This window comes from Pedobacter sp. KBW06 (assembly GCF_003852525.1).
GTDB lineage: Bacteria > Bacteroidota > Bacteroidia > Sphingobacteriales > Sphingobacteriaceae > Pedobacter.
This window is the reverse complement of sequence record NZ_QAJL01000001.1, coordinates 2,040,078-2,052,217: the sequence shown is the minus strand read 5'-3', so window position 1 is coordinate 2,052,217 and position 12,140 is coordinate 2,040,078. Positions and strand designations below refer to the sequence as shown.

12 protein-coding genes are annotated in these 12,140 nt (G+C 40.2%); 5 read left to right on the top strand and 7 right to left on the bottom strand.

Annotated elements, in window-relative coordinates; genetic code table 11:
• Positions 1–130: 130 nt before the first annotated feature.
• Entirely contained in the window at positions 131–514 is a 384-nt protein-coding gene (locus DBR43_RS08380; RefSeq protein WP_124579675.1) for a hypothetical protein, read from the bottom strand.
• A gap of 213 nt (positions 515–727) precedes the next feature.
• Between DBR43_RS08380 and DBR43_RS08375 the strand changes: the two genes are divergently transcribed.
• Positions 728–964, top strand: a complete 237-nt coding sequence (locus DBR43_RS08375; protein WP_074609372.1) for a hypothetical protein — start codon at positions 728–730, stop codon at positions 962–964.
• Between the two features lie 2 nt (positions 965–966).
• Here DBR43_RS08375 and DBR43_RS08370 read toward each other — a convergent pair whose 3' ends face one another.
• The 4 genes from DBR43_RS08370 to pfkA all read right to left on the bottom strand — a co-directional run bounded on the left by DBR43_RS08370 (position 967) and on the right by pfkA (position 4,755).
• Positions 967–1,758, bottom strand: a complete 792-nt coding sequence (locus tag DBR43_RS08370; protein ID WP_124579673.1) for a hypothetical protein — start codon at positions 1,756–1,758, stop codon at positions 967–969.
• A 159-nt stretch (positions 1,759–1,917) separates the two neighbouring features.
• Positions 1,918–2,919, bottom strand: a complete 1,002-nt coding sequence (gap, locus tag DBR43_RS08365; protein ID WP_124579671.1) for a type I glyceraldehyde-3-phosphate dehydrogenase — start codon at positions 2,917–2,919, stop codon at positions 1,918–1,920.
• A gap of 4 nt (positions 2,920–2,923) precedes the next feature.
• Positions 2,924–3,766 carry a hypothetical protein gene (locus DBR43_RS08360; protein ID WP_124579669.1) on the bottom strand — a complete coding sequence of 281 codons (843 nt, stop codon included), beginning with the start codon at positions 3,764–3,766 and terminating at the stop codon, positions 2,924–2,926.
• Between the two features lie 2 nt (positions 3,767–3,768).
• Positions 3,769–4,755, bottom strand: coding sequence for a 6-phosphofructokinase (gene pfkA, locus DBR43_RS08355; protein ID WP_124579667.1), 987 nt, complete (start codon positions 4,753–4,755; stop codon positions 3,769–3,771).
• A gap of 823 nt (positions 4,756–5,578) precedes the next feature.
• Here pfkA and DBR43_RS08350 point away from each other — a divergent pair.
• Entirely contained in the window at positions 5,579–6,268 is a 690-nt protein-coding gene (locus DBR43_RS08350; protein ID WP_124579665.1) for an NUDIX hydrolase, read from the top strand.
• Between the two features lie 152 nt (positions 6,269–6,420).
• Here DBR43_RS08350 and DBR43_RS08345 read toward each other — a convergent pair whose 3' ends face one another.
• A complete protein-coding gene (locus DBR43_RS08345) occupies positions 6,421–7,278 on the bottom strand; it encodes an N-acetylglucosamine kinase (protein WP_124579663.1) in 858 nt (285 codons plus the stop codon).
• Positions 7,279–7,742: 464 nt separating this feature from the next.
• On the opposite strand from DBR43_RS08345, the gene DBR43_RS08340 reads away from it, so the two are divergent.
• The 3 genes from DBR43_RS08340 to DBR43_RS08330 are packed head-to-tail and all read left to right on the top strand — an operon-like array spanning position 7,743 to position 10,872.
• The gene (locus tag DBR43_RS08340) at positions 7,743–8,780 is read left to right on the top strand and encodes a threonine aldolase family protein (RefSeq protein WP_124579661.1); all 1,038 of its coding nucleotides are present in this window, start codon (positions 7,743–7,745) and stop codon (positions 8,778–8,780) included.
• An 8-nt stretch (positions 8,781–8,788) separates the two neighbouring features.
• Positions 8,789–10,276 (top strand): acetyl-CoA carboxylase biotin carboxylase subunit, encoded by a 1,488-nt coding sequence (gene accC / locus DBR43_RS08335; protein ID WP_124579659.1) that lies wholly within the window; start codon positions 8,789–8,791, stop codon positions 10,274–10,276.
• Positions 10,277–10,284: 8 nt separating this feature from the next.
• A complete protein-coding gene (locus DBR43_RS08330; protein ID WP_124579657.1) occupies positions 10,285–10,872 on the top strand; it encodes a riboflavin synthase in 588 nt (195 codons plus the stop codon).
• Here DBR43_RS08330 and DBR43_RS08325 read toward each other — a convergent pair whose 3' ends face one another.
• Positions 10,873–12,012: a tetratricopeptide repeat protein gene (locus DBR43_RS08325; protein WP_124579656.1), complete on the bottom strand. Its 1,140-nt coding sequence runs from the start codon at positions 12,010–12,012 to the stop codon at positions 10,873–10,875.
• Between the last annotated feature and the right edge of the window lie 128 nt (positions 12,013–12,140).

Genomic DNA, 12,140 nt, shown 5'->3' with positions numbered 1-12,140 from the left:
CTGAAAAGCAGGGCCTGTATCCGGGAAATGACAGACTTATTTTTTTACAAAAAATTCTTCAGCAAAAGACAGGCTTCGTGAAATGAAGCGATGTTCCATGCGGAAATAGAATTTTCAAAAAATAAAAGGATTAAGCAGTCCTGAACTGGGGTGGTTTAAAGATGTCGTTGGAAAATGAGGAGGGTTTGAAATGAAGATAAAAGGGATTGAAATCTCTGCTTTGAAGGGAGAGCAGGCATTCTGCTATTTTAATCCGGTTCATTCTGCAGAAAAAGAGAACATTTGCTTTCTCCTGAGTTTGCACTCTTTGTTTTTCTTCATTTTGCTCGGCCTGTTTTAGCTTTTTTGCTAAAACACATCTGCCGTTACAATGCATTTGGGGTCTGTCTTTATTTTCGCAAAGGGTACTGGCAATGTAATTCTGGTTCATTTTAAACGCCAGCATAATCCCGGCCTTATTAAAGGATTGCAGGGCGATGATCAGGAGTAATAAAATGCAGACGAGTCTTCTCAATTAATGGCTTTTAACGGGTACAAAGTTATCATAAAATCGGGAAATTCATTTACCGGTAAATTTCTGCCGTTCGGCGGTGTTTTTGTCCGCTTTAGCCATGAGGTCCTTTAGTTATTTCAACAGAAGCTGCATCTTTAAATTAAATATCAGATGAGGGGCATTGGGGTTCACAATTGCAAACCATCACATTTAGAAATATTAAATCTTACGGCAATGAATATTGTTATTTTTAAAACTTCAGTTCAGGAAAAAAGCGACCTGATTTCTATAAAGCCAATTATGAACACCCTGTTTGGGGAAAAGAACTGGTCTTTTGCCTTTGAGGATGTCGATAAAATCCTGAGGGTGGTGAGTTCGGTTCCCTGTGTTGCGGCAGTCAGACAGATTCTAATGGACAATGGCTTCCTTTGCGAGGAACTTCCTTATTCCTTAGACGAATTCAAGGTTTAACGTTACTTGAATTCTTTAATGTCCACGATCCTGTCGTCGTCATTGTATTTCAGAAATGAAATGCTTTTTTTGTTTTTCTGAAAACTATAGTTGTTTTGAATCCAGGCATATACCCCCGGGATATCCTGAGGAACATCTCCCTTTAATACTTCTGTTGATACTTCAGCTGAAGGATAGTGAACCTGATATAAAGATTTTTGAACCAGGAAGACTGCCGTTTGTCTGTCCGGAGACATCAATAAAAACTGCCCCTGAATTCTTTCTGAGGCATTTTGTCTTTTGATAAGGTAAGCCTTGGCATTTACATTCGTAATAAAGAAATCATTGTCTACCAGATATCCTGCTGCACCAACTCTATTGATTCCTGTCGTAAATTTTTGATCCTGACTCCCATTGGAAGCACGGTATAAACTCACCACTTCCAGTCCTTTTCCCTTAAGACTGATCAGGTAAGATGGAGCAACCAGTCCGGTGCTGTCGGCCAGCTGAACGAGTAAACATGTTTTTTGTGTATTGATGAACTGAGCAGAAGTAAATTTATCACTGGATTTATTCTTGTCGGAAGGATCAGTTTGAATGCTGACCGTAGTATCTCTAAACTTTACACTAAATTGTTGCGGGCTGCTATTAACTACGTTATAAATGGTAAGGGAATCTGATTTTTGTTCCGGATAACGGTTAAAACCTTCATTTTTGGTTAGTATTCTTGGAAGATAGGTTTTCGTTTGTTCCTCTTTTTTATTGCAGCCAACAGAAAGAGTGATTAAAGTAAGGGCATATAAGAATAGCTTCATAACCAGTAAATAAGACAGGAAAAATAATTTTCCGCAAAGATAAAAAAGAATCGGATGATTCCTTAGGAAATAAAATTATTGATCTATAAAAACAAGAAAGGGATGTCGCATCCACGCACATCCCTTTTCTAACCAAATATAAACCTGTATGAACGGGTTTTACTTTAAATTTCCGTAGTACTCTACGAATTTAGCTAATGCACTTGAATAGCCCCATTCGTTATCATACCAGGAAACCACTTTTACGAAGTTGTCATTTAATGCAATACCTGCATTTGCATCGAAAATTGACGCATGATCATCTCCTATAAAGTCAGAAGAAACAACTTCATCTTCTGTATATCCTAATACACCTTTCAAGTAACCTTCAGAGGCTTCTTTCATGGCAGTTTTAATTTCTTCGTAAGTTGCCGCTTTTTCTAAGCGTACAGTTAAATCAACTACAGATACGTCAGCTACCGGTACACGGAAAGCCATACCTGTTAATTTTCCTTTTAAAGCAGGGATTACTTTTGTAACCGCTTTAGCAGCTCCGGTTGCAGAAGGGATAATGTTAGAGAAACCTCCACGTCCACCTCTCCAGTCTTTCGCCGAAGGACCATCTACTGTTTTTTGTGTTGCAGTAACCGCGTGTACTGTGCTCATTAAACCTTCAACGATACCGAATTTATCGTTTAATACTTTAGCGATTGGTGCTAAACAGTTGGTTGTACAAGAAGCATTGGAAACCACAGTCTGATCAGCTGTTAACTGTTCGTGATTTACACCCATTACATAAGTAGGGATCGAATCATCTTTAGCCGGAGCAGAAAGAACAACTCTTTTAGCACCTGCCTGAATGTGTTTCTCTGCATCAGCCTGAGTTAAGAATAAACCAGTTGATTCAATTACAGTTTCTACACCTACTTCATTCCATTTCAAGTTCGCAGGATCTCTTTCTGCGGTGATGCGGATGGTTTTTCCGTTTACTACAAGGTGTCCGTTTACTACTTCAATTGTACCATCAAAACGGCCGTGAGTAGAGTCGTACTTTAACATATAAGCCATGTAATCCGGCTCCACTAAATCATTGATCGCAACAATATCTAATCCTCTTTTTAAAGCAGCTCTAAAAACCAGTCTGCCGATACGGCCAAAGCCGTTTATTCCAATTTTGCTCATTTTGTTAATTTGAATAGTAGTTTAGTAAATTATATATCGGTTCTTTAGTAATCGATGTAATTTCCAGTTGGTGTCTTTTTGCAGTTGCCCGCAGTTCTTCCTGAAAGTTTCCCGCAACAAGGCCTACAAAATGTATTTCTTTTCCGGGGTGTAATTTCATTGTTGGCAGCAGATAAGTATTAAAATAACTTTCAAAACCTTTTTCTATGATGTCCAGAAGGAACTTTTCCGTTCTGTTTTCCAGGAAAAAATCAAAGAAAGAACTTAAAAACTGCTGCGCCATCGGACGCTTATAAACGCGTTCTAAAATCTGTGGGCGGTCAAGGTTATATTTAACCTCGAACTTCTTCTGTAGGTTTGCAGGTAACTTTTCCTGTACAAAATTCTTCAGAAGTGTTTTTCCCAGGTAATTTGCTGAACCTTCATCACCAAGGATATAGCCTAATCCAAAATTGTTTTTCTCCGGATTTTTGCCATCGAAATAAGCACAGTTTGCACCGCTGCCCAAGAGTCCGACAATCCCGCTGTTGTTGTAGCAGGAGGCTAATGCTGCACCATAAAGGTCGTCTTTAACAGATATTTTGCTATATCTGAAGAATTGGCCTAAAGTTTCAGCAAGCTCATTTCTCCTTTCTTCTGATGAAGCACCGGCAGCGAAAACATAGATTTTCTTAATGCTTTCCGCATGGTTCACCAGGATGGATTTTTTATTTAAAAATTGAAGTATAGATTTCTGATCATTAAAACAAGGGTTAATTCCCGGCATACTACATTCTGCAATGGTTTTCCCATCTCTGGCAATTTTCCAGAAGGCTGTTTTTGATCCGCTATAAACTACTGCTATCATAATTATATTGATAAAACTTTAGTCATCTCCAACAAATCGCTTTCCAGTTTGAAAGTATGTCTCGTTAACGCTTCGTCTATACTTGTCGTCTTTATATCATTACCACGTAAGCCAACCATTTGCATGGTACTTCCTTTCAGGAGTTCGTTGATGGCTGCAAAGCCTAAACGACTTCCTAAAATCCGGTCGAAACTACTTGGACTACCGCCACGTTGGAGATGTCCTAATATAGTTACTTTCGTGTCATAGTGGTTAAATCTCTCTTTAACTTTTTTCGCAACATCGTAAGCACCACCATCTTTATGGCCTTCAGATACGATAACGATGCTGGAAGATTTTTTTGTAGAAGCACCTACTTCCAACTGAGAAATCAGCTCATCAAGGCTTGTTTCCTTTTCCGGTAACAACACCGCTTCAGCACCGCTGGCGATGGCACTTCTCAATGCGATACATCCCGAATCCCTGCCCATCACTTCAATAAAAAACAGGCGGTCATGAGAATCTGCAGTATCTCTGATTTTATCTATTGCTTCAATAACGGTGTTTATAGCCGTATCGTATCCAAGTGTAAAATCAGAACCGTATAAATCATTGTCAATTGTTCCAGGAATTCCGATTACGCGGATTCCGAATTTTTTACCGAAGCGTTGTGCCCCTGTAAAGGTTCCGTCTCCTCCGATTACCACCAATCCATCAATGTCACGGGCCTTTAAGTTTTGAAAAGCCAGCTCCATTCCTTCTTCAGTTTTAAACTCAAGGCAACGTGCGGTCTTTAGTATGGTACCACCAAGGTGAATGATGTTACTAACGGATCTTGCATCCATAGGAATGATGTTGTTACTGATCAATCCCTGATATCCCTGCAAAACCCCAAACATGTTGATACCATTGTATATTCCGGTCCGTACTACTGCTCTGATGCAGGCATTCATTCCGGGAGCATCTCCTCCTGATGTTAATACGGCGATATTTTTAATATTTGGTTTCATGATTTATGATTACGAATATAGCGTGTATTTTTTACACTAAGTAATTTATTTTTAAATTTCCTGCCGGAATACAAAAACTGCGTCCCGGTTTGTTTACGTTTCAAAAAGAACAATAAGTTTATTACATGCGTTTTAAACCTGTTTTTAAGCTATTATTTGGAATAAAAGAGAAAAACAGGATTAATCCTACGGGCTCTTACCTCATCTTAGTCCGGAATCCCTTGTTCCAGATTCTGACAATACTCTGGCAAAAGCTGATTCATGCATTTCTAAAAATGAGATGAAAACCTTAATCCAGATGATAAGCAGCTGCAATATATAAAAGAGTATGGAAAAATTCAGAATTAAATTTGGTGTAATAGCCGAAGGAGTTCCTGCTCTGTTTTTAGGGTTACAGAAGTATCTCTTGATGGCCATGTATTTTTCATAGCCGGGCGTATCGGCATAATTTTCCATAGGTACCTCTAAATTTTGAATCGGATGCTGGTCATTTGGAACAATTGGCCGGAAAGAGATCCATCAGGAAATTTTCCTTTTCTTCCTTTCAGCAACGTTCAATTATTGCTAATATAGAAAAACCACCGGGAGAGTATTTGCAACATTTTTTCTATAAATCTCTTTTTCATTTTGTTTTTAACTTAAATCCTGTTAATCTTGTTAAAACAGGATATTATTTAAGAACTTTAAAAGATTAGCTCCAATAACAACGGAGGAAAAAAGGGAAAAAAGATAGAGAAGATCAATAATCTAAGAAAAATGAGGTGCCTAAAAGAGATTTAAAGGCCGATTTAAGAAATAAGTTTGTAAAATAAAATTTAATATTTTGAAAGAAGTCTTACCAAAATTTAATTCCACTTTCTCGATTGATTGTGTGTTGTTCGGATTTGATGAAGGAGAATTGAAAATTCTTTTGATCGAGAGGAATGAAGAACCATTTAAGGACTGGTGGGCCCTGCCGGGGAATATAGTTGCCGAGGATGAAAGTTTGGACCAGAGTGCGTCCAGGATTTTGCATGAGCTAACCGGCCTCGGCGACGTTTACATGGAGCAGTATTATACTTTCGGCGATGTGAACCGACATCCTCAGGGTAGGGTAGTCAGTATCGCCTATTATGCACTTTTGAGACTCGGAGGTGATAAAGCGTTAAAACCACTGAGCAATTATGCCAAACAGGCGCACTGGATCAATGTAAAAGACCTGCCTAAACTGGCATTTGATCACCAGCAGATTTTTGATAAAGGTCTGGAGAAAATTAAGAGAAGGATCAAACACCAGCCCATCGCTTTTGAGCTGTTGCCGGAAAAGTTTACGCTGACCCAGTTGCAAAATGTCTATGAAATCATTTTGAACAAAAAACTGGACAAAAGAAACTTCAGGAAAAAGATGCTGAGTTTTGGTGTGCTGAAAGACCTGGATGAAAAACAAAAAGGAGTGTCCTTTCGCGCAGCAACGCTATATAAATTTGATAAACGCAAATATGCGAAGTTGTTTGGAAAAGAGATCTCTTTCTGACACAGGAAAGAGCCCGTCCTGAAACAGCCGAGCAAACATGCTGACCGGCATTCCGGTCAGACCGTCTAAAATGATAAAAGCCCAAAACGAATCCGTTTGGGCTTTTGTCATTTAAAAAAAGCAGCTCTTTTAAGGAAGCTGCTTTGAATATCTTATTTATTTACTGCGGTAATGTGGTAATCTACCAGGTCATCTATAGGAGAGCGGATCACCTTGCCTACACCCATTTCATACCTGTCTGCCACAATGCTCAGGATGTCTCTGAAGCTGTAACCTACCGATCCTACACAGTTTAGAGAGTACTCTTTATAATTCGGGTAGTGAATCACCAGGTTCTCAAAGAATGCGGTAAATGCATAGTCTACTGTAGAGAACGTATAGTCTTCATAATTGTCTTTGAAGTCGTATAAGAACTTACTGAAACCAGCGCAAAAGCGGTTTGGAAGTGGTTTGTTATAGATGTGGTCAAAAATATCCTCATTGGTTAAAGCGAAGTTATCATAGAAACTTTCTCTAAGGCCTTTAGGCATATAACCTTTCATATAGTCGCTCAGGATTCTTTTACCGATGAAACATCCGCTACCTTCATCTCCAAGGAAGTAACCCAGAGAATCAATGTTCAGCGAGATGTCTTTACCATCATACAGGCAGGAGTTTGTTCCTGTTCCAAGGATGGCGGCAAAACCAGGCTCATCGCCAAGTAATGCTCTGCAGGAAGCCAATAAATCATGGCCTATGTTGATCTCCGCATTCGGGAAAACCTGCTGCATGGCATCTGCTACAATTTTGCGCTTGGCATCAGTGGAGCAACCTGCACCATAATAGTTAACCTGGGTAAGTTTCTCTGTTTCTAAATGATCCGGAAGAGATTTTCTTAACGAACCAACAATATATTCTGTATCTGAGAAGTATGGGTTATATCCTTCTGTATTAAAATGAATTTTCCTACCTGCTTCATTAATTAAACACCAATTGGTTTTGGTTGAACCACCATCTGCAATAACTATCATCTTAATTTGTTTTTTTCGGGATAAAAGTAAATAATCCTAACACTTTTGTATGGTTTTTTTTCATAAATGTAATTCTTTAGTTTAAGTTTTTAAATAATTATCCGCCTTTAAATGGTTAAAAACGCGGTTTTTTGTAATTTTATTTATTGATTTAAGGTTACCATATTGTTAAAAAAACACTAAGCTAAAATACGCTTGTTATTTTGAAATCCAAATTTAAAATCAAGCATTTACAAGAAAGGGTTTTTTTATTGGGTCAAACTGCGCTTTTGACGTAGAAAAAAACCTCAATTGGACAATTATTAAACGATTTAGTACCCATTTATAGCCAATTTTTATAAAAAGGTATAAAATTTAAAAATTCGGGAAAGAAACTTAACAATTGTTTTACACAAAGGTTTAGTTTGTAAATAGAAGATAGATCGCCGGATTTTTTGAATATTTGTATTCATTCGTAAATGACTATGGCAATAAAAATTGATTTTAGAAGCGATACCGTAACCAGGCCAACGGAAGGTATGCTCGCTGCAATGATGAGCGCAAAGGTGGGGGATGATGTGTTTGGAGAAGATGAGACGGTTCATAAACTGGAAACGAAACTTTCAACGATGTTTAACATGGAAGCCGGACTTTTTTGTCCGTCAGGAACCATGACCAACCAGATTGCCATCAAATGTTTTACCCAGCCTATGGATGAAGTGATCTGCGACCAGACCTCTCATGTCTACAGGTACGAAGGGGGAGGGATTGCCTATCATTCTATGGCTTCAGTCAGATTGCTGAATGGCGATCGCGGCATCTTGACCCCGGAATTGATTGAGCCGGAAATTAACGAAGAAAACATTCACTATCCGAATTCCAGTCTGGTGGTTTTGGAAAACACAGTGAACAAAGGCGGAGGGGCCTGCTATAATCTCAGGCAGATTGAGCCGATCCATACCTTATGTAACATTAAAGGTTTAAAGCTCCACCTGGATGGTGCCCGTATTTTCAATGCATTGGTCGCCACCGGTGATCATGCAAGAAATTATGGACAGTATTTCGATGGCATTTCCATCTGCCTTTCCAAAGGACTGGGCGCTCCGGTAGGATCGGTGTTACTTGCATCTAAAGAAACCATCAGGAAAGCAAATAAGATCAGAAAAGCATTTGGCGGCGGAATGCGCCAATCAGGCTTCCTTGCGGCAGCAGGAATTTATGCACTTGATCATCATGTAGACCGGATGGCCATTGATCATCAGCATGCCAAAGCCCTGGCAGCAGCCTTAAGTCCTTTAAATTATGTGGCTTCGGTCATGCCTGTGGAGACCAATATTGTAATTTTTGAGGTAGCTGCAGGATTTAAAGCAGAAAACATCATCCACCTGCTGGCCGAAAAGGGCATTGCCTGCAACATGATGGGGACCAATATCAGAATCGTGACACATCTTGACATTTCTTCGGAAATGATTGATATGGCGATAGAAAACATCATACATTTGCACCCATCGGGGCATAAATAACCTATTAAATGAAGAAAATTCTTATAGCCAACAGAGGCGAAATTGCATTGCGCATCATGCGCTCTGCACGTGAGATGGGCATAAAAACCGTAGCCGTATATTCTGAAGCAGACCGCGAAGCACTTCATGTGCGCTATGCAGATGAAGCCATTTGTATTGGCCCTGCGGCTTCCAGTCAAAGTTATTTGTTAGGAGAAAAAATCGTCGAGGCCTGTAAAATTACCGGTGCTGAGGCTATCCATCCCGGATACGGCTTCCTGTCGGAGAATGCTGCTTTTGCGAGATTGGTGGAGGCTTCGGGACTGATCCTGATCGGTCCTACACCCGAAGCGATGGAAATCATGGGAAATAAGTTATCTGCAAAAGCCGCGGCTTTAAAATATCAGATCCCAATGGTTCCCGGAACGGAAGAGGCCATCACAGATGTCAATGAGGCAAAATTAAGAGCAGTTGAAGTTGGCTTTCCAATCCTGATCAAAGCTGCTGCCGGTGGTGGTGGTAAAGGAATGAGGGTGGTGGAGCAGGTTTCTGATTTTGAAGAACAAATGCAATTGGCGGTAAGTGAAGCAACTTCTGCCTTTGGTGATGGTTCTGTCTTTATCGAACGTTACGTATCCTCCCCGCGACATATAGAAATACAGGTCCTGGGAGATACCCATGGCAATATTGTGCATCTTTTCGAAAGGGACTGTTCTGTTCAGCGCAGGCACCAGAAGGTGGTTGAAGAGGCTCCCTCCAGCGTGCTTACGGAAGAGATCCGCGCAAAAATGGGAAAATGTGCGGTTGATGTGGCCCGTTCTGTAAATTATGTAGGTGCCGGAACAGTAGAGTTTATTCTGGACGAAAATCTGGACTTCTTCTTTCTGGAGATGAATACACGGTTGCAGGTAGAGCATCCGGTAACGGAAATGATCACCGGACTGGATCTGGTAAAAGAGCAAATCAAAATTGCCAGGGGTGAAAAGCTTTCCTATCGCCAGGAAGACCTTCATATCAATGGCCATGCCATGGAATTGAGGGTTTATGCGGAAGATCCTGAAAATAATTTCCTGCCTGATATAGGTGTCCTGGAAACTTATAAGACACCGAAAGGGAATGGGGTCCGGGTAGACGATGGTTTTGAGCAGGGGATGGAAATTCCGATTTATTATGACCCTATGATCGCTAAACTGATTACCTACGGCAAGACGAGGGAGGAAGCCATGGACCGCATGATTCGTGCGATCGATGAATACCACATTACCGGGATAAAAACTACGCTGGCCTTTGGTAAATTTGTGATGCAGCATGAGGCCTTCAGGTCTGGAAACTTCAATACGCATTTTGTCAGCAAATATTTTAACCCCGAACGCTTAAAAGAAGAGGATCCGGATGAGGCGCTGATTGCCGCATTGGCAGGAGCGATGTTCTATAAAAAGACGACGGCTCAGGTAAATGAAACGCATCAGGCAGAACAGGTCAGTAATTGGAAAAGAAACAGAACAAATTATAATTAAATACGCAGATGTTTACAGGAATAATTGAAACATTAGGAGAAATAGAAAGCATCAGAGAGGAAGGAACCAACCTTCATTTCGTAGTTCAGTCTGAATTGAGTAATGAACTAAAGATCGATCAGAGTGTGTCCCATAACGGGGTTTGCTTAACTGTTGTGGCATTGACCGAAAATACGCATACCGTAACTGCGATCCAGGAAACCCTGGAAAAAGCTAACCTTGCTGATTTAAAGGTAGGAAGTAAGGTGAACCTCGAGCGTTGCATGCAGATGAACGGACGTCTGGACGGACATATCGTGCAGGGCCACGTGGATCAAACTGCAGTTTGTGTAAAGAGAGAGGAGCTGGATGGCAGTTGGGAATACCGTTTTAAATACGATTCCAAAAATGGAAATGTGACTGTAGAAAAAGGTTCTGTTTGCGTAAACGGAATCAGTTTAACAGTAGTCGGTTCGGCGGATGACGAATTTTCTGTATTCATCATCCCTTATACCTTTGACCATACCAACCTTCATGAGGTCAATGTGGGTGATGTTGTAAATATTGAATTTGATATCATTGGTAAATACGTGGCCCGTCTGGTTGGCCGTTCGTAATTACCTTTTCAATTCTTCTACTTTATTTTTGATAAATGTGATCAGCTTGGGTTGTTCCTGGGGATTAATCGTCTTCAGGTATTGATTGTAATAGCTGATCGCATTCTTTTTATCATTGAACTTATTCTCGTAGACAAGGGCGATATTGTAGTATAGACTGCCGTTATTTTCAAAGAGCAGTCCCCGTTTATAAGCCGTATTTGCCTGCTCATTCTTATCGATGTTCTCAAAGGAATCTCCCAGGAGACCATAATAACTTGCCACTCCCGGAGAAATGGCCGCCTTGATCGTTTTTTCCAGATAAGGGACTGCATTTTTATAGTCTTTAATCCCGCGGTAGCTCAATGCAATATTGTAGAGTAAACCTTCATTGTCGGCGGAAGTGTTTTTGATCTTTAGAAAATAACCCAAAGCTTTTTGATATTCCAGGAGCAGAAAATGACTTTTGCCAAGGTTGTTGAGCACAAAAGTAGAGCTATCTCCATAGCTGAGCAGCTTTTCACCGGTTTCTATGGCTATCTTATATTTTTTTGAGCCCATGCTCACCGGCATTTTCATTTTGAGCAACTGAAAATTGCCGCTGTCTGCTTTGAGTGCCGGTTCCAGAATGTCTTCTGCTTTTTGAAATAAATTACTTTTAAAATAAACCTCACAAAGGTCAAAAACAACATCTGCATCTGTTGGATTTATTTTATTTGCTTTTTGCAGGTTGGCGATCATCGGGCCAATTTCTGCCTGTTCTTTCTCGATCCTGGCAAGTTGCTTATAGGCATTGAAGCTGTTGCTGTCCAGTTTCAGGACCTGGTTGAAATATTCTTTTGCTTTGACATTGTTCCCCCTCCTGATATTGATATTGGCAAGGTTAAACAATCCTGAAATGTCAGCCGGCTTTTCTGCATACAGCTTCAGGTAATTCTTTTCTGCTTCCGGTAGTTTTCCGGCCATCAGATAAGCATAGGCCAGCTGAGAGAGCTCCTTCGGGTCTTTAGTATCTTCCTTATAGATGTTTTGCAGGTACTGTGCGGCCTCTGCATAACGTTGTGTCTGGAAATAGTCAAGTAATTTCTCTTTGTCTACCGCCTGTGCCTGTACGGCCTGAACAGTTACAAAAATCAAAAGAAGGGAAAGAAGCTTTTTCATCGGTATATATTTGTTTTTTATCGGTTATGAATCGATCATGATCCTGTTGTTCATTTCGTTGTGTGATCTGTAAGATCATGATGGTTTCATCAGTATATATTTATTTTTTATCGGTTATGAAGCGATCA